A 19,247-nucleotide genomic window follows, 5' to 3' on the forward strand; every position below is an offset into this window, starting at 1 on the left:
CACTAGTGTCCCATTAAAATTGGGACGTTTTAAAAATTAAATAAATTTGGCCCATTAAGCCTATTTCGTTCTTTGTCATTTTGAAATTTAGTTTTGCTAAAGAGTTCCCGAAGGTTCGTTTTATCGGTCAGGGAGATGCTTAATATCTGCAGCACTTCATAAGTACTTCTCTCCAGTTTCATATCGTGCTGAACGATGGCCACCAAACAATAGGTGCAGATGGCAGCATAGATCTGGATTCGCACGGCATTCTCGGTAGTACCCCAGAACTTTTTGATTTTAAGGTGTTGTTTCAGCCATTTGAAGAACAGCTCTACCTGCCAGCGGTTCTTATAAAGTTCAGCAACCTGTAGGGCTGAGATGTGAGTAGCATTGGTCAAAAAGACGAACTCCCGTTGTTGTAGTTCATCCCAGTATCTGACAAGCCGCAGTGACCCAGGATAGTACTGCTTTGGGTAAAATCCAGTCAACCCAATGGTCAGATCTGAAAGCACGTTCCTGGGCAATCTGCGTTTCCACTTGATGGATCTGTACTGCAGGTTATTCTTTGCCCTGATCACAAAGTAAGCACCTATCTGATGGATTTTATACAGCATCTTAAAGTTGTTATAGGCTCGATCAAATATATAGTAGGACCCTGGTTCATAAGGAATTTCTTTCATAACCTTTGAGTCGTGTACTGAAGCTTCGGTAATATGAAAAAATGCCGGTATCTGTGTTTCCACATCATACAAGGTGTGTACTTTGATGCCACCTTTTCTCCTTCGGAACTTTGCCCACCAGAATACGGAAAGACACAGGTCGATCGTTGTCGAATCGAAAGCATAGACGTGGCCACTCAGATCGAAGATGTTGGTAGTTCTGGTTTCTCTGGCCTGATTTACCAAATAGTAGGCATACTCCTCAAAGATATGGTAATCCCTGTCCTGATTGGCCCTTGCCAAAGATGATTTAGAGACATTCTTCCCCATTCCCAAATGATAACATTTGGATCGGTGGGCATCAAGTGCGATTACCAGATCCCTAAGGCTTTCACGATTGGAGAGCTGGCCGAACATCAAAGCGAGCAACTGGTTCCAGCAGGTGAAGTGCTTCACATATTTATCCCCCCGATAGGTACGAACAATATAATTGAACTTGTTTCTATCCAAAAAGGAAACAAGCTGTGAGAAAACGAATTTGTCTTTATGCATTGCAAATCTGTATAAGAATTGCAAAAGTTAAAATTGAAATCCGTTTAATCGAAAAACCTCTGTAACTAACTATATTTCAAATATTTCAAAGAACTATTTTAGATTTTAATGGGACAGTAATGAAGTATCAATTAAAATGACACTTATGTACCTTACCATCTCAGCACAGAAAATAGGCAGTACCTATAACTCCAGTGTGGGGAGCTATGTGGACTATCTGGAAAAGGAAAACGAGGATAGGTCGCCCGAACAAAGGGAGGAATTCTTTGACCAAGAGAACGACAGCGTAAGCCCTGAAAAGGTCATCGATGAAATTGATGCCAATACCGCCAAATTAAGGCAGAAGGACCCGAAATTCTATTCCATTGTGGTCAGTCCCAACCAAAGGGAACTTAAAGCCATAGGAAATGACCAGAAACTGTTAAGGGAATACACTAGGAAACTCATGGAGGACTATGCCAAGAGTTTCCATAGGAACCAAGAGGTAAAGGCCGAGAACCTGAAATACTATGCCAAGATCGAACATGAACGCACCTATAGGGGCTTTGACAAACAGGTTCAGGAGAATGCTCCCTACCGAGGGGAGATAGCAAGGCTCAAAAACGAGATACGGAAAGTGGAACGTGGCGAATCCATTGGGAATGTCAAAGAGCTTGAAAAGAGGATTGCAGAGCAAACAAGATTGGCCCCACACAAACAGAACGGGCAGCTTGTGGCCGCAGGGATGCAAAAGGAGGGGCCACAGACCCATATCCATATCATAGTCAGCAGGAGGGATGTGACGAACACCTATACACTTTCACCCATGGCCAAGCACAAGGCCTCGGAAGTGGAACTGAACGGAAAGACGGTAAAGAGGGGATTTGATCGGGACAGCTTCTACCAAGCAGCCGAAAAGACCTTTGACAGGACAACTGGGTTCAAGAGGAACTATGTGGAATCCTATGTTGGGAGAAAGGCCCATGCCAAGGAACCGGGGAAGTTCTTTGCCAAGGTCATGGGACTGCCCACCAAGGAAAAGGACATGGCCTTTAAACTCCTTAAGACGATGGGTATCAAAGCTCCCAGCATACCTACCAATAAAGTGCAGATGGCGGCCAAGATCATTAAGGCACTTGGAAAGGGTATCGATAAGGCTAGGGGAGCAGGTGAGGACATGGGTTACTGAAATCCCAGAAGTAGGTTGCGCCCTTTCGGGTTTTTGCTTTACGCTTATCTACCGGAACACTACAAAAACCCGAAAGGATCCATGCGCAAAAGTTGGGGGTAAGATTTGGGGACACTTACAGCACTTCACTGTGTTCCGTTCGCCCTTCATTTATCTAGCCTTCCCTCTTTTAGGATATCGCTAAATTCATAAAATTATCATTAATGTCTTCTGTTTCGGGGAAGAATTGGTTGGACAATAAATTGAAAGGGGTTGATCTAGGGGCTGATGGTTACCTTATTAACGAAAAATGCCCTTTAAAAACCTGTCCGTCCTTAAAATTTATAATAAACCAATAGTCTGCTGGAGGCATTCTATTTCCATTAAATACTCCATCCCACGAGCCATTTTTCAGGGAGAAGTTATTCAGCATCTTACCATATCTGTCATAGATAAAAACATTACCATCTTTACTGATATTGCCCATATTAGGTCTCCAAATATCATTGATGTCATCTCCATTGGGGGAAAAAAACTTTGGATAATCAACTATTGTAAAATCCAAGCCGGCTTCACCACAACCGTTGATATCTTTAACTACCAAATGATATGTACCTGGAGCAATACTTGTAAAAGTTGATGAAGATTGTTCTATTCCATTTAAGGAGTACAAATAGTCACTTATTCCTGTCGTACTAATTTCAACTGTTTGTTGGTTCGTAAAAAGTTCTCCGGACAGGGAATATGCTAAATCAAACGGAATTGAAGATTCAACAACAGAAAAGGAGTAAGTTCTTGAACATCCGTTGGGAGCTACAATATTTACCGAATATTCTCCCGGAACAAATACCTCAACGTTATTATTTGTTTGATCGGATAAAAGGTCGCCATCTAAAAACCATTGAAAAGAATACTTTGGGTCATCAATGTCTGTGTCAATGAAAATGCTTTGATAGTTGTTACTGTTTGTATTTTCTTTACATATAAAATATGTGTCTTCTAAATCAGGCACAATAGGCTTCTGTGCAAATTCAATAAAAAGCCAAGAATCCAAGCTATTGTCCCCTCTATTGGTCAATATAATTTCCAATTCATAGACTTCACCGGGAATGATCGGTGAGACAGCGGTTAGCGGCACGGTTCTACCGTTCGCCTCAATTTCGCCCGTACCAACTTCTTGCTCTATAAAGTATGATTGGAATCCAAGATTGTTACACTCCGGATTGTTATGAATGCTATGTAGGCCTACTTGCGTAACTTGATCCGGTAGTAATGCAATGTTTTTACCGTGATGTACATATTCTATTTCAGGTGTTGTCGTGTCATTGTCATGATCAAAGGTATCTGGTGTAATACCTGGACCGGTCAATAATATTGCAAATCCATCCTGTTTTGAACTATCGCCATCAAAACATTCAATGTCCCCAACTTTATAAGACTCAGAAGCAAATATGTAATTTAAATTGAAAAAATCAGTTTGAGATACAAATCTCAATTTAATAGCTTTTGATTCCGAATATTGACCGACAGTACCAATTCTATCGTCGAGAATTTCCTGTATGGTATATATCCCGCCAAACGGTTCGCTGACCGAACTCGTCCTTAGTGATTTGTTTGGTCCGATTGACATCTGTGCTTGACCTGTTGATAGTACGAAACCTGTATCAAACGGAAATTCTGAGTTACCTCTATTAAATGTGCTGATTCCATTTAACGATAGATTGGTCGCCCTTTCAATAGAAACATCAAGGCAATCGGTATCGAAAGAGTCATCAAATATATCCTTCAATTTACCATTTATGTCAGCATATTCTCTGTCTTCAATAACAATGGATTGCCCAGATAACGCTACCGAATAGCCTAAAAGAGTTATAAAAATAACAAGCTTTGGATAATTCAATTTCATGGGCAATTAATTGAAAGATAAAATATTCAATAAATTAAGAAAAAATAAAATAATTTGTAATATATTACATACGAAAATAATTTTATTATTACGTTATAATGAATTTCGTTGAACTCACTTAGAAAAGTAAACAATTTAAAATGAAAATGTTTCTATACGTTATATCAATTCTGTTATTTTCTTGTTCTGATAATTCTGGTCAAGAAGGTTACCAGGTGAATCAATTTTTAGGAACCTGGAAATTGACAGCAACCTATCAAACCAAATTGGATGGAAGTGCCGATTGGGAAACTGTTGATGATAGTGCGAGTTATACCATAACTTTTGCTGATGGCAATGAAGCTGTCGTTAGTTATAGTTCATGCAGTGGCACCTATGAATATTCAGAAGAACAATCAAAAATTTCTGTTTTTTTTGAATGCCTAGATGATAGGACTGATTATTTCATTGATGATGAAAGTGATCTTCCGGATATTTTGATAGTTAGTGCATTAGGGAATAATACGCCGGATGAGGGTATTAAGCTCAAATTTTTGAAAATATAAATTATAAATCTCATAATCACGGTCCAGCATGAAAAAAATTACTACGTTAATAGTTTTTATTGGTTTTAATTGCCTCATCCACGCCCAAGAATGTGCTACCCCTACACCGACCGCATATTCAGTTTCATCAGGTATTTCTGGAAAATCTTCAGTCTCTTCCTCCTATTGTTTGAATTTATATTTCCATATTGTTCGCAGAACCAATGGTACCGGTGGGGTCAATCCAACGGTTATCGACGATATTCTTAATGTCATGAACAGTGCATTTTTACCACACGAAATTTCAATACAATCTGTCGGCAATGATTACATCGATAGTGATGCTTTATTCGATATCGGAACGGACAATGAGGCGAACCAGCTATTTGGTACAAACAACCAAGCGAATGCCATAAATGTTTATCTTGTAAATTCAGGTCAAACCTCCAGTGGAATTGTTTACGCTGGATTGGCCCAGGATATTCCTAGCAGGAATATGATAATAGATAATGATTTTGTGCTTACTTCTACAGCTCCCCATGAATTGGGACATTGTCTTAACTTATTGCATACTCATGAAACTTACTATGGGGTTGAAAATATAAATGGTTCAAATTGCTCAACGGCTGGGGATAAAATTTGCGATACGCCAGCTGACCCGCAGCTTTCGAGTTTTAACGTCGATGTTACCTGTAATTACACTGGCGGAAATGGTTACAGTCCCCTTACGGATAACATTATGTCCTATTCAAGGTCGGCATGCCGAGATTTATTTACTGATGGACAAGTGGCGGTTATGAAAAATGCGATACCACAATATTCTATTTTATCAGATGCTGTAGCAACGAACTGTCAGATAACCAAGTTGATTGGTGACGATTGTACTTGTTCGAATATAAATACAGTAATAACCCTGCAATATCCCCCAAGTACCACTGTTAACTGGACTACTTCAACCAATATGACCATTGTAAGCAGTACTAATAGTTCGGTTACGGTCAAGGGGGTAAGTGGTACTCGAAGTCAGGGTCAGGTCACGGCAAGTTTTAATGGTATTCAATTAACAAAAGATGTTTGGGTAGGCGAACCCAGTGCACCATCTTCCCTTTCCGGTCCATCATCTGTTTTAACAGGTGCATTTGTAAATTATAACTCGTCCGTAGCTTCTGGAGCCAGTAGCTATGAATGGCGTCTGCCTTATCCTTTTGATGTAGTTACAAGCTGGAATTACAATGGTCAGCGTTGGCAAATGAGGACAACAACGGATCGCTATCTTACAGCTTATACTGGAATGGGACAGATTTCCGGATTGGTACAGGTCATGGGGAAAAATAAATGTGGTGTTGGAGGAGCTAAGACTAAAAGTGTATCCCATTCAAGCAGTGGTGGAGGTGGAATTCCACTTAAGACTCAATTCGATGGTATAGGAGTAGCTATAACTGAAAACCAAATTTATCCTAACCCTGCAAATGAACGGATAAATATCTTGCTGAAGAATCGCGCTGATTTAACTTTTGTAAATGTCACTTTAAGCAGTATGGACGGGAAGGTTTTATTCAAAAGCCAAAACAAGAACTTATCGGTTGTTCCAACTGAACATTTAACGAACGGGGTTTATATACTTAATATAATAACTGATCAAGAAATAGTTCAAAAATCAATTATTATATCTCACTAGCAGAATCCTTTTGTAGATTTACCTCTTCTAAGTACATCGCTAATTTCATGATATTAAAATAAATGATGCTATTTAAGAAGGGATATATCATGAAAAAATTCAACTAAAACAATGATTTTCAATAATATATGATTTCATGGATGATTCCAGTCATGACGGCCTCCCTTAAATTGTCGTTAATAACTTTAGATAGCTTCAATTAACTTCTCATTGTAATCATCCAGGATAGTAGTCGGCAACGATTTGAGATAGATTTGAGTTGTATTCAGCTTACTATGTCCAAGCATGGCAGAAATGGCCTCCAAAGGAATGTTGTGAAGCATAGCTTGTGTAGCAAAGCTATGTCTGCTAACGTAGGTTGTAAGCTTCTGCTCAATTCCACATAACTCCTGAATTGTTTTTAACCCGCGATTATAACGCTGCCTTTCCCAATTAATCTCTCGTTCCTGTTTAGCAGGATTTTCTCGTTTTATTACAGGAAATATGTAATCCTCCGCTTTCTTTCCTTTCAAATAACTGTTCAAGATTTCTGAAAGTTGTCCGGTTATTTTTATGTCATATAGTTTTCCTGTTTTCTTTCTGCGAAATTTAATACGACCGTTCACTATATTGCTTACTTGGAGGTATGCCATGTCCGTGAAGTTCATACCATAGAGAAAAAAGGAACAAATGAAATAGTTTCGATATCTAAACAATGCTTGATCCTCTGGAATTTCCAATTCTAGGATCTTTCTGATATCTTCAATTTCCAAAGCTCGTTTTTCGGTTGGAATTTGTCTTATTGTATAATTCATAAAAGGATAGGCTTCCTTTTCAATTAACCCTGCTTTTATACCCTTATTGAAGAGTGCTCGTAAGCCGCGTAAGTAAGTAGATAATCCATTCCAACTATTTCCCTTTGCTAAATGATATTTTTCAAAGCGTTTGATAAAGGAGTAATTCACTTCATTGAACTTAAGATCTTTGCCCTTATTGAAGGTCTTCAAGACCGATAAAATGCCTTTATAATGTCTTGCCGTCCCATATCTGTGTGCCGCCTTTAAATCCTCAACTACAGAATTCCCAAATTCAAAAAAGGATTCATAGGTACTGTTTCTTGTGATTCGATTTTTCACTTCAACAATTGACAAATAGTTCAACTTACCTTGATCAGAAAGTTTGTTGAGAATGTCATTTGCACGAGCTTCTTCTTTTAATAAAAGTGTATTCAATCGGGCAATGGATTCCGTGCGAGTGTAGTTTCTTTTAATGGAACATTTTTGATGATCCCAAAATATTTCGGATATTGAAAAACCAGTTGCGATGGATGTTGTTTTTCGCAAATGAGTGAGGCGAAAAATGATAGGGTAGGTGCCATCTTTTTTTGCTCTTCTTGTATCCAATAAAAGGGTCAAATATGTTCTCATTTACTTCAAGTTAGCAAAAAAATTTGCAAACAATTTGCAAACAAATAATTGATTCCATTTGATTTCAAATGAGGTTAAAATAAATGTAACACATTGAAATACAATAAAATATAGTGATTTTGGTTTTTGGAAGATTTGGTATTAAAGCGGCTTCTAAGCAGACGGTCGAAGGTTCGAATCCTTCCGCGATCACAGAAAAAGGCCCCCACTAATGTGGGGGCTTTTTTTGTGCCCATACTTCACCAATTGGATTGTTAGGTACAATCGTAACAGATTACATTGTATCTCGAACTAAATTTTATTCAGGATAGTCTTCGAGCAGCGGTTAAAGGTTACCGTTTTATTCAACTTTCAGAGTGAAAAAAGTCTACTGGTTTATTAAAGTTCATTTTCCTTTATAAATATTTTACATTCTACCGATTATTTAAACTTTCAGGTTATGGTTTTTGGATATAAATGAGCAGTATCACGGCACTAAGCTTGAAACTTCCACTAGATGGATTTGTATTAAACATAAGATTCGAAATATTATCTTCTTCAAGCTCAAAAATGATGGCAAAGAAACTGCAGTATTATACAATGCTTAACTCTAAATTGTATAGAACAGTTAGGGTTGGCTGATTGGTACGAAAAGGAATATCTCTAAAAAAGGACTTAATGGAATTACGTGATACTAAAAACCAGAATTTATATGGGATGTCAGGAATAATAACTTTTAGAGACTACTCTTTCAGAATAATATGAATTCGAGACCTTCCTTACTTGTCTGTTACCCCTTTTTATAGGATTAGTACGACCTCCTTATTATTCTATTTTTAATAGATATCTTAAACTTTTAACTAGTCAATATGTCCACAAACACAAAGAAGTTGGTATTTATCTGCTTTTCCCAAACTCACCTATTGGATATGGCCGGACCAGCACATGTGTTTTATGAGGCTGTCGAATATGGTGCAGATTACGAGCTTCTTTTTGTAACCACAGACAAAAGTGAGGTTTTGTCCACAAGTGGATTGTATTTTTCTAAACTCGTTCACTTTCAAGAGTTGGAACTCAACAAAGAAGATATTGTTTTTTTACCCGGATTGGATTTCTCTTTGCTTTCCAATCAAGAATATATAAATCAGCTTTCCGACTTTTTTTATTGGTTGAAGGTACAACATCATAAAGGTATTTGGTTGGCATCCGTTTGCACAGGAGCATTCATTCTAGCTGAGACAGGTCTTTTGGATGGCAAGAGCTGTACAACTCATTGGAGGCGTTTTGCAAGTTTCGAAGAGCGTTTTCCTATGGTATCATTACTGAAAAACAGGTTGTTTGTGGAAGACCAGTTCATCTTTTCTAGTGCTGGTATCTCATCAGGTATTGACCTATCATTATTTCTAATCGAAAAGCAATATGGAAGCCGATTTGCTATGGAAGTCGCACGTGAGGTATTGGTCTACTTGCGTAGGAGTGGGACTGATCCACAGTTGAGCCTCTTTTTACAGCATCGAAATCATCTCGATGACCGAGTGCACAAAATCCAAGACTTTATAACTAAAAATTTCCATCAAAAGTTAACTATCGATTCAATGTCGGAAATGGTCTATACCAGTCCTAGGAACCTCACTCGGATGTTCAAGAAAGCTACCGGAATCACCATTGGCAACTACATTGACAAAATACGAATGGAGCACGCACAGCAATTGATCCGAGAGAAATACAAAATGGATTGTGTCGCCGAAGCTTGTGGATTTAAGTCTACTGGCCAGCTATTTAAGCTTCTGAAAAAAATGGATACACATGCTAATAATGTCCTCAATGGATAGGGAAATGTCCTAGTTAAATTTAATGAATTGAATTTCCTTTGCCCTTTACTTTTTGATACTGATTCAAATCTTTAACATATTCATCCATCATGAAAAAGAAAAAGGCATTATTATATAATTTACTCTTTGTGATTTGTTTATTCCTTTTGCAAACGAGCACTTTTGCACAATCTACTCAAGAACCCATTTATCAATGCGCTCCTTGTGGCTGTACATCTGACGGCAAGCATTTTCATCAACCTGGAAACTGCCCTAGTTGTGGTATGGAGTTGGTATTGGTGACCACACCCTTTAATTCATTAAAAAAATTAGATAAGCCCTTGAATGTGGCCATATTGTTATATCATCACGCACAAGTTCTGGACTATGCAGGTCCATATGACGTTTTTGTTGCAGGTGGTGAAAATTTCAATGTGTATACAGTTGCCGAGACGGAGGACGAGGTAATTACTATGCCCAATTTGAGCGTAAATCCTCAGTACTCAATATTTAATTCCCCAACACCTGATATTTTGATTGTTCCTGGGGGAATGTGGAGTACCGTAAGCGAAAAGACAAAAGACTGGATTAAAACGGCCTCAAAAGAGGCAGATTATGTGTTCTCCATTTGTACCGGTGCATTTATCCTAGCTGAAATAGGACTCTTAGACGGTTTGGAAGCTACAACCCACAGAGCAGGAATCACCAATCTGAAAAATAACTATCCAAAGATTAAAAAAGTTAAGGATGACCAACGTTTTGTAGACAATGGAAAAATAATCACTTCTGCCGGGGTTTCAGCTGGAATCGACACCTCTTTTTATTTGATGTCGAAAATTTTAGGAGAGGATTGGGCAAAAGCGGCAGCCAAGAACTTGGAATACCCATATTTTACCAAAGAATAGTTGGTAAAAAACTTACTTTTTACATCCCCCAACTTTTGATTGAGCCCCAACATGATGGTTTTATTATGAAAGGGATGGTTGTTTGGAATATTTAAATTTTTTGGAGGAATTGCTTATTGGATCTGGAATGGGTTCAAAGGTAAGTTTGCTTGATATCTCAAAAAGATGTTCAACAGTGATTTCTGGATATGAAAAAAATCGGATGATGTATTCTTTAATCACAATTTTGACCATTCATTGGACTTCCTTGAAATTAGACTATCTGGGATGACCTCCGAGTCTGAAGGATTACAGGATAAATTAATAGAAGAAGAGATTAAAGGAATTGAATTCTTAGAAATTATTGTAAGAAAATATGTAGTTGCGCGACCCAAACCTAAATTAGTTTGGAACAAAATTCATTAAACGATTCCAATAGAAGATGATCAAATACATAGATTTTACCCCAATTTGGATATATAGATGTATTCTACGCTTATATGAACAAGTTAGGGTTAATGTAAAAACAATTTGTCCTTGAAAAAGAGCAATTCGGAAATTAAAAACTAAGCAGCTAATCAAGGATGTATAGATTTGAGCAATAAAAAAGGAGAATAAATGAACAAATTTTTTAGAATATTTAAAAAGGTAATTTTATTTACATTTTCCATTCTTTTACTTCTTTCAGTTGCAGGTTACGTTTACCTCTATGTGCTACCAAAAGGACCTGAAATAACAGCAACCAATAAAATTAATGTCGGAATAGACTCTTTTGTAATCCATGCCTATAAAGATAGTAAGAGAAAATCGATCAAGGTATGGACTTATAAACCAGAAGGTTGGAATGACAAAGACAAAATAGTTTTCGTTATGCACGGTGGTGGGCGAAATGCGGATGACTATCTTAACGCTTGGATTGAATTGGCCAATAAGAATGACCTACTGATAATAGCGCCTGAATTCGAGAATAAGTTTTCAAAATATACAACGAACGACTACCAAGAGGGAAATTTATTCACCTTTTTTGGAACTAAAAACCCGAAAACAGAATGGGCATACACAGTGGTTGAAAACATATTTGACCACATTAAATCGGTTAACAATATCACAAACGAGCAGTACGATATTTTTGGTCATTCAGCTGGTGGACAATTTGTACATAGAATGGTAATGTTAATGCCCGAATCGAGAATTGGGACAGCTATAGCTGCAAATTCTGGATTTTACAGTTTGCCAAACGAGAACCTTGAATTTCCGTATGGTATCAAGAATACAGAAACAGATTTGCAAAAATCTTACAAAAAAAGATTGATTGTTCTTTTGGGAGAACTCGATAATGATCCAAGTTTAGGGACTTTTAGAACAACGGATTTGGCAATGGAACAAGGAGCACATCGGTTGGAACGTGGAACAACTTTTTTTAATGAGAACAAGGAATTGACCAGCAAAAATAATTGGACATTTAATTGGGAAATGCACACTGTAAAAGAAGTAGGTCACAACTATAAAAAAATGTCTGAAAATGCAATTGAGTGGATAAAAAGCTAACCCTAAGATTTGATATAGGTAATAGTGGCTTAAGTGTGAAATGAGAGTGTAAACATGAAAAGTTTTGCGAATAAAATCTGCTATACTCATACGCTAGACAGTTACCAAATTTCAAATAAACGATTTCATATTAAATGATCGGGTTTTGAATCCTAATACGTCGAAATTATAATGAAGCGAAAGAAGGAAGCCGCTGACATTTATCCATCGTATGAAATGATTGGATTATGTTACAGCGACCTTTGCAGTATTTTTGGTTGAAAGGAATTTTTTTTAAAGACCTTTTAAAAGCTTTTGAATTTCTCCAAGGTCTTCCAGTTCTTGTCTCCTTGTAAAATGTGTTTCTCCTTACCTTCCTTTTCCCAGGCCTTGACAAATTCTGCCTCTACATTTACGGTGAACAAATACAGCTTGTCATCCACTACCCGAAAACTTTTAGGGTTCGGGCGGTACTTATAGCCCAAGGAAACGGCGTAGGCACACCAGCCACCATATTGGGGAATGTACTTTTTGGGGTTGGATTGAAACTTTTTTTGTTGGTCTTGGTTAACGAAAAAGTAGGTTAACCCGTCATAGGTTGCCTTAAAGGACTTCTTTCCTAATTGTGCCATGTTTTCATCAATATAGGATACTGGGCTATAGCCATCCAGCGCAATCGTGCTTTCATCGGTGTTATAACTATGGGACTGTGCCACTAGGGACCCCATGCCGATTAGAAATAGTCCTATTGCAAAGGCGGTCCATTTTTTTGGAATTGAATTCATCTTTGTTTTCATCTTCTTCAATTTTAAATGTTATATGAGCGTACAAAGTTCTACTATAGTGGATGATCGTACATAGGATAGGTTTCCTTGGTACTTGGAAGAATTTCCCTTTTTAATCCATCCATTCCATATGACCTGTATGGAACATTTAAAATCTTTAAGGGCAATAAACCCGGGCTTGGGACGGATATTCAATGTTTTTTAAGAAAATTCACTAGAAGTACAGATTTATCGTATGGCAAGTGCCCTTTATACGACCAAGGTTTTGAATTGTAAAACGAAATTTTTCAAAAGTCTAAAATAGAATGTTTTAAGGTGTTTTCAATTTCTGATTGAGTTTGATAGGAATTGGCAAAGGTTACTGGTCAGGAATTGTATAGCCCTTACATGGCACATCCAAACAACGGATAATTTTAAAGATGAAATTGATTTTAAAATGACGATAAAAGGATTTTGGAATATTGAAAAAATTGTAGGACTGACTGCCTTAATAGTTAGTCTATTGACGTTGATTGTTTTTGTTTACCAAACCAATCTGCTCAGAAAACAGCAGTATATGGCTGCTTACCCACATTTGAGTCTAATGAATGAAAAATCAGGTACACTACAATATTCCTTTGGCCTATCCAATCACGGAGTTGGGCCAGCATTTATTGAATCAGTTAAGGTGTCTGCATCGAACGATATGGTATATGACGATATCATACATTATGTTGAAAAAACAATTGGGAAACAAGATTCCATTAACTACGTCTATTCCAACCTTTGGGTTGGGCGATTGATACCTGCAAATGAGAAAATCAATTTGATTCAGCTTTTAGATGAGAACATGATTAAAGATTGGGGGCTTGTTACAACCGAAAAAACTACGAAAAGCACACTGGATAGGGCAAATAAACTGTATCAGATTTTAAATGATGATGAGATTGATATCGAGATTATATATTCCTCTGTCTATGGCGAGAAATGGAGAATCGGGAATCACTCCAATGTCCCTAAAAAGATAGAGTAATTATTCATGCTTTAAAATTAATAGCAACTTAAGTGAAACAAATTCTACTAAATGGCACTAACAAGTCAATCAAATTGAAAAGCGACATGAAAAAAACTTACTACCTACTACTAGTGGTATTGGCAACATCGTTCCAAGCTATGGGGCAAAAATCAATCCTGACCCCAGAAAATAATCCTGTGGACAAAAGCCTTATCCATGAGGAAAACTATGAAATGGCTTGGTACATGCTCAAGGATAGTTCAAAAATTGATATTGGTAAGGTACAGACCGAGATCCAAAAGAAGAAAAAGCGAATTTACATCATATCAACCGTGGAAATGCCAGGCGCTGCTTCATTATGGGTAGACAGTACCATAGTTGGGAGAAGGAAGTTTGAGCCCATTTACCATTCCTCTTTCAACCAACAGAGAGATATGGTACTCAATTTTTCGGACCCAGTGACCGGATATTACAACGACAAACAATCTGGTAAAAAAATTGCAATTTCCGAATCGGTGGACGCCCCTTTCTTTGACAGTAACTTTTACCCACAATTTATACGATGGCTGCCCTTGAAAACTGGATACAATGGTTCAATAGCAATTTTTGATTATAATCCGAAATCAGGGGCAGGGGTGCTCTCTGCCACCATTAAAAATACAGAACAGTCCACATTGGAACTTAAAGGAGCAATTAAGGAGGTGTGGAAAGTCACCGTTACCGATGATATTTCCCATAACACCGCAATCAGTACTTATTATATAGAAAGAGAATCCCGTAAGGTATTAAAACAAGAAATTGACCTGGGTGGTCGTAAAATGGTTATGGAACTGGTTGATTGATAATTGTTGGCCAATACGTGTCAAACAAAAACTTAGCAGAACAATGAAAAGAATACTAATAAACCTGGCCCTTATTGTAACTATTTCCATAGTATGGGTTCTAACCTGTTTTTTTGGCACCGTGTATGGATGGTGGCACACACCCTTCACTAACGAAACAGATCCACAATCCTTTGTTGAAGCCGTCGAAGAGGAAATCCAAAAAGAGTATGTGGGTAACTTTGCCATGGCAATAATTAAAGAAGGGAGAATAGAAGAGGAAGTTTTTTATTCGGTCGGAAAACAGGTGAATAGAAATACCATTTTCCAAGTAGCATCCCTGTCCAAATTTGTTTCAGCAACAGGTGTCATGAAATTAAATGAATTGGGAAAAATTGATCTGGACACCCCGGTTAGTCGATACTTGACAAGATGGCAATTGCCTCCAAGTGAATTTGACAATGAACAAGTAACAGCTAGGCGCTTGCTAAGTCATACGGCCGGACTTACGGACGGACTTGGTTATGCGGGATTCGAAACCCCTGACGCCGTACAGACCCTAGAAGCCTCTTTGACAAAAGCTGATGATGCCGATGAAGGAAAAAGTGGAGAAACTAAAGTGGGCATTGAGCCAAATTCGAGCTGGGTATATTCTGGGGGAGGGTTTACACTCTTGCAATTATTGGTGGAGGAAACAAGTGAACAATCATTTGACAACTTTATGAAAGAAAATGTATTTGCTCCGTTACAGATGACTCAGTCGACTTACGAATGGTCCGATTCACTTGGCGATGATCTTTGTGAGTTTTATAATGCGGATGGTACCAAGGCCCCTCATTTTTTTTATACCTCTTTGGCCGCAACATCACTGTATACCTCTTTAGCTGATTTGGAGAAATTTTTTATGCTGTTCGTAAAGGATAAAAAAGATGTTGAGGGCAGACCGTTAAGTCAAAGTTCTCTGGACTTAATGCAAGAATCCCATTGGGATATGATGGGGGAGGCAATTTATGGTTTGGGCACATTTCTTTATGTGGATGTTGGAAACGATCAATATATAATCGGACATGATGGACAGAGTAACCCTCCCATTAATACGGCACTACGAATTGACCCAGTATCTGGAGATGGAATAATTATATTGGAAACTGGAAATCCGGATTTGGCCACAAGATTGGCAAGTGATTGGGTCTTCCTGAAAACCGGAAAAGTAGATACCCTTTTGTTTACGATGCTGCAAGGCAAAATGTTGAATATGATGGGAGTAGGTGTCCTATTGATTACTGTTTTGATAATTGCAATAGCATGGTGGCGAAAAAGGAAATCCAATTGAGTAATTAAACAGTATAGTAATTGAAAATATGGAACTGACGATAGATCAAATAAATAAAATCGAATATCCTGAAGTGGTAAATGTCTGGGAAGCATCGGTTAGGGCAACCCATCATTTTTTAAAGGAAGAAGATATAGAATATTTTAAACCATTGATCTTGAATACCTACTTGGATGCAGTTGAGTTGAGGGGTATCCGAAATAGTGAGAATAAAATAGCCGGATTTCTTGGTGTTGCGGAACAGAATTTAGAAATGCTGTTCATTCACCCTGATTACAGAGGGAAAAAGATTGGCAAAACATTACTGGATTACGCTATCACAAAGCTAAATGTCATCAAGGTCGATGTAAACGAACAGAATGAACAAGCTGTTGGATTTTACAAGCATTGCGGATTTGAAGTAATAGGTCACTCTGAATTGGATGCTACAGGAAAACCATATCCGATACTACATATGGAATTAAAAGATAGGCCACTTCTAAAAGTTAAATTAAATAGTTGAAAGCGACACCGTTAATAAATGATTAACTAATATGAAAGAAAGGAAGACTTCAGGAAAACAGACCTTTTTTGTTTTAACTACCCTAATTGTTACACTACTGATAAGTTGTACCGACTTGAAAAAGGAGCAAAAAAGTGTAGATGGAAAACAAAATAAGTGGATTGGTTTTGATTGGGTCGGAGATTCCATAGGTAACCAATACATTGATAAATTGGCCATTACTATACCCTTTTCGATTGAAGGCATACCACATAAATTTAAAAGTCAATTTGACTTGGGCGCAAATTTGACAATGGTATATGGAAATACTCTAAAGCCTTATTTGGATAAGTATAAGAATGTGAAGCTTGACACTATTGCAAATGCAAATTTTGAAAATGGAAAGAAAATTTTTTTTAAATCCATTGCTTTTAGATTGGATACCGTTTTATTCAAAAATCGAGAATTGTTTTATTACAATGGATATGGAGAAGTATTGACACAGGACTCGGTTGATACACCAACCATAAAACATATTGGAACAATAGGCACGGATTTATTCAAGGAAAAATATTTGATCATTGATTTTCCAAATCAAAGAATAGCAAGTTTGGATTCTTTGAATACCCATTATAAAAACAAAACAACCTTTGTGGACGCCATACAGGATAAGCACGGGAGATTAAAAGTGCCTGTAACCATCAATGGAACTACCCATTATTTTTTATTTGATACTGGTGCATCCATGTTTCCTTTGGCTGTTGATAAAGATGATATCGAAGAAATTAGTAAAGAAAGCTCTGTAACGGATACATTGACCACTTCTTCTTGGGGCGAATACTACGATGTTCACGGTTACAAGATTACTTCTGATATCTATATTGGAAATTTTAAAATTGAAACAGAAAACCTAAAAGTCTATGATTCTAAAAAGGAGTTCAAACAATTCTATGAAAAAGAAGAAATCATGGGTCTAATGGGAAATTCCTTCTTCCTTGATAAACGAATCATTGTTGATTATAAAAATAAAAGATTCGGAATAGTTAATTGATGCCACCGTCATTTGTAATGCATATGTGAAAATGTGTGGATATTGTATTTGTTACAAGCCATAAAACAATCAGTAAATCAAAAGGGAAGTCACTGTAAATCCTTCATCCACCATAAGCAAATCCATAGTGCCATGGTCAATAAAATAACTCCTAATTATTCAGATATAAACCGCAACAACAATCAATTTGGAATGAAAAGAACACTTTTAATTTTGACCTATCTATTCGGTATGCAACTAGGTGCACAAGAAACAATCCCCAAACTTACAGGAAAGGTCAAAATCTCAATTGAACAAGGAACCATTGAAGCCGATTTATCTTTACGTGACATTCCACAGATAAAAGACTATTTCATTAGACTAAATTCGGGTTTGAACATATTGAATTTTAAGACTACCGAACCAAATGATTTCCTTCTGGGTTTTTCTGTGGCCCACAACGACACGCTCTCTTATGGAGAAACAAAAGCATACTTTTTCCCCGATGATACGGGTAAAGGGAAATTTTTGCCAAATGAGGTTCAAGTTAAATATGTAGGTAAATATCCTGTTGTTAAAGATACGCTCAACAATTACTCCAGGAAAGATTGGAGAGGAAACATCGCATTTAACCACAATTCTATTAGGGCAGATGGATTGCAATCCTCTTGGTATCCTGTACTATATGATATAACCAATGACAAAACCTATGATAATCTCAAGTATGATGTGGAAATTGATTGTCAAGATTGCACAACCCTTTACATCAACGGCAACAAACCAGTAAATGCACAAAATTATAGGTTCAAAAGTGATATTGCCCGCGAATTGACACTCTTTTGCGGAAATTTTGACTTTTCCGCGGTAGGGGATACCTATGTTTTGAATCCTAGTTTTACTAGTGAACAAATAAATGAATTTACTAACCTAATCAATTCATATAAGGACTTCTATACCCACAAACTGAACATACCATTTGACCAGGCGGTAACCTTTGTTGAAACAACACCAACTTCAAAGAAAGACGGTTGGATGTTCGTTTCCTATCCTTCAATTTTCAGTATTGGCTGGGGGGAAATGGGATTGATCAGTCTTTTTGACCCTAAAATTCAAAATTGGTACAGGCCTTTCATAGCACACGAACTTGGACATTATTACTTTGGCACATATAAAGTTCTCAACTCTGAACTTGGGGATATGATGACCGAGGGATTTGCAGAGTTTTTGTCATTAGAATTAACCAAAGCAATGATGGGAGCTGAGGTTTATGATAAAAAGATATCGGATAAAATAGAGGCACTCAAAGATTTTGACCCGATTTCAATGGGGAAAATAGAAGGTGAATCCCAGTATGGCAACAGGGAATTATATGTTTATTATTACGCTCCAATTGTTTTTACCGCCATCAAAAAGGAAATCGGTGAAGAGAAGATGTGGAAATGGTTGATTACAATCCTCACTACAGAAACCAATTTCACCAATTACAATTTCTTGATTCAAACTTTAGATACAATCGTAAATGACCAACAACTGACCCGGTCCGTAGAAAGGCAATATCTGACCAGTGATAATTCACTAAAGAATGCAATTGCCAAACTAACAATGAAATAAAGTTTCTTTGTAACCATCTTTTGGCTATTCCATAGGATTTTACAATACATTGATAAGAGTCATTTACAACAACATATTTATGGATATTGCTATAGCGGCTTATATATAATCATAAAATCATGAACTGTCCCAACCTT

General features: G+C 37.3%; 16 protein-coding genes. 12 read left to right on the top strand and 4 right to left on the bottom strand.

Translation table 11 applies throughout. The annotated features are described in order from the left end of the window. Positions 1–29: 29 nt before the first annotated feature. Entirely contained in the window at positions 30–1,193 is a 1,164-nt protein-coding gene (locus tag PY091_RS13555) for an IS4 family transposase (protein WP_093980379.1), read from the bottom strand. A 145-nt stretch (positions 1,194–1,338) separates the two neighbouring features. Here PY091_RS13555 and mobB point away from each other — a divergent pair, with 145 nt between their 5' ends. Then, positions 1,339–2,361: a MobB family relaxase gene (gene mobB, locus PY091_RS13560; RefSeq protein ID WP_275650195.1), complete on the top strand. Its 1,023-nt coding sequence runs from the start codon at positions 1,339–1,341 to the stop codon at positions 2,359–2,361. A gap of 271 nt (positions 2,362–2,632) precedes the next feature. Here the strand turns inward: mobB and PY091_RS13565 are convergent, their stop codons facing one another. Continuing rightward, positions 2,633–4,246: a T9SS type B sorting domain-containing protein gene (locus tag PY091_RS13565; protein ID WP_275650196.1), complete on the bottom strand. Its 1,614-nt coding sequence runs from the start codon at positions 4,244–4,246 to the stop codon at positions 2,633–2,635. 140 nt (positions 4,247–4,386) lie between these two features. Here PY091_RS13565 and PY091_RS13570 point away from each other — a divergent pair, with 140 nt between their 5' ends. Next, the gene (locus PY091_RS13570; protein WP_275650197.1) at positions 4,387–4,791 is read left to right on the top strand and encodes a hypothetical protein; all 405 of its coding nucleotides are present in this window, start codon (positions 4,387–4,389) and stop codon (positions 4,789–4,791) included. 28 nt (positions 4,792–4,819) lie between these two features. Beyond that, a complete protein-coding gene (locus PY091_RS13575; RefSeq protein WP_275650198.1) occupies positions 4,820–6,448 on the top strand; it encodes a zinc-dependent metalloprotease in 1,629 nt (542 codons plus the stop codon). Positions 6,449–6,633: 185 nt separating this feature from the next. On the opposite strand, the gene PY091_RS13580 is transcribed toward PY091_RS13575, so the two are convergent. After that, positions 6,634–7,830, bottom strand: coding sequence for a site-specific integrase (locus PY091_RS13580; RefSeq protein WP_275650199.1), 1,197 nt, complete (start codon positions 7,828–7,830; stop codon positions 6,634–6,636). An 872-nt stretch (positions 7,831–8,702) separates the two neighbouring features. On the opposite strand from PY091_RS13580, the gene PY091_RS13585 reads away from it, so the two are divergent. The 3 genes from PY091_RS13585 to PY091_RS13595 all read left to right on the top strand — a co-directional run bounded on the left by PY091_RS13585 (position 8,703) and on the right by PY091_RS13595 (position 12,076). Continuing rightward, a complete protein-coding gene (locus PY091_RS13585) occupies positions 8,703–9,665 on the top strand; it encodes a GlxA family transcriptional regulator (RefSeq protein ID WP_275650200.1) in 963 nt (320 codons plus the stop codon). Positions 9,666–9,928: 263 nt separating this feature from the next. Continuing rightward, positions 9,929–10,549, top strand: a complete 621-nt coding sequence (locus PY091_RS13590) for a DJ-1/PfpI family protein (protein WP_275650201.1) — start codon at positions 9,929–9,931, stop codon at positions 10,547–10,549. 597 nt (positions 10,550–11,146) lie between these two features. Then, positions 11,147–12,076 (top strand): hypothetical protein, encoded by a 930-nt coding sequence (locus tag PY091_RS13595; RefSeq protein ID WP_275650202.1) that lies wholly within the window; start codon positions 11,147–11,149, stop codon positions 12,074–12,076. A 284-nt stretch (positions 12,077–12,360) separates the two neighbouring features. Here the strand turns inward: PY091_RS13595 and PY091_RS13600 are convergent, their stop codons facing one another. Further along, positions 12,361–12,852 carry a YHS domain-containing (seleno)protein gene (locus PY091_RS13600; RefSeq protein WP_275650203.1) on the bottom strand — a complete coding sequence of 164 codons (492 nt, stop codon included), beginning with the start codon at positions 12,850–12,852 and terminating at the stop codon, positions 12,361–12,363. A gap of 424 nt (positions 12,853–13,276) precedes the next feature. Between PY091_RS13600 and PY091_RS13605 the strand changes: the two genes are divergently transcribed. The 6 genes from PY091_RS13605 to PY091_RS13630 all read left to right on the top strand — a co-directional run bounded on the left by PY091_RS13605 (position 13,277) and on the right by PY091_RS13630 (position 19,110). Continuing rightward, positions 13,277–13,852, top strand: coding sequence for a hypothetical protein (locus PY091_RS13605; RefSeq protein WP_275650204.1), 576 nt, complete (start codon positions 13,277–13,279; stop codon positions 13,850–13,852). An 86-nt stretch (positions 13,853–13,938) separates the two neighbouring features. Beyond that, entirely contained in the window at positions 13,939–14,676 is a 738-nt protein-coding gene (locus tag PY091_RS13610) for a DUF3108 domain-containing protein (protein ID WP_275650205.1), read from the top strand. A gap of 43 nt (positions 14,677–14,719) precedes the next feature. Further along, positions 14,720–15,988, top strand: a complete 1,269-nt coding sequence (locus PY091_RS13615; protein WP_275650206.1) for a serine hydrolase domain-containing protein — start codon at positions 14,720–14,722, stop codon at positions 15,986–15,988. Between the two features lie 28 nt (positions 15,989–16,016). Beyond that, complete coding sequence (locus PY091_RS13620; protein ID WP_275650207.1) at positions 16,017–16,490, top strand: GNAT family N-acetyltransferase; 474 nt, start codon at positions 16,017–16,019, stop codon at positions 16,488–16,490. Positions 16,491–16,521: 31 nt separating this feature from the next. Further along, on the top strand, positions 16,522–17,520 hold the full coding sequence (locus tag PY091_RS13625) for an aspartyl protease family protein (RefSeq protein ID WP_275650208.1): 999 nt from the start codon (positions 16,522–16,524) through the stop codon (positions 17,518–17,520). Positions 17,521–17,712: 192 nt separating this feature from the next. Continuing rightward, on the top strand, positions 17,713–19,110 hold the full coding sequence (locus PY091_RS13630) for a gluzincin family metallopeptidase (RefSeq protein WP_275650209.1): 1,398 nt from the start codon (positions 17,713–17,715) through the stop codon (positions 19,108–19,110). Positions 19,111–19,247 lie beyond the last annotated feature (137 nt).

The organism is Flagellimonas okinawensis, assembly GCF_029194005.1.
Lineage (GTDB): Bacteria > Bacteroidota > Bacteroidia > Flavobacteriales > Flavobacteriaceae > Flagellimonas > Flagellimonas okinawensis.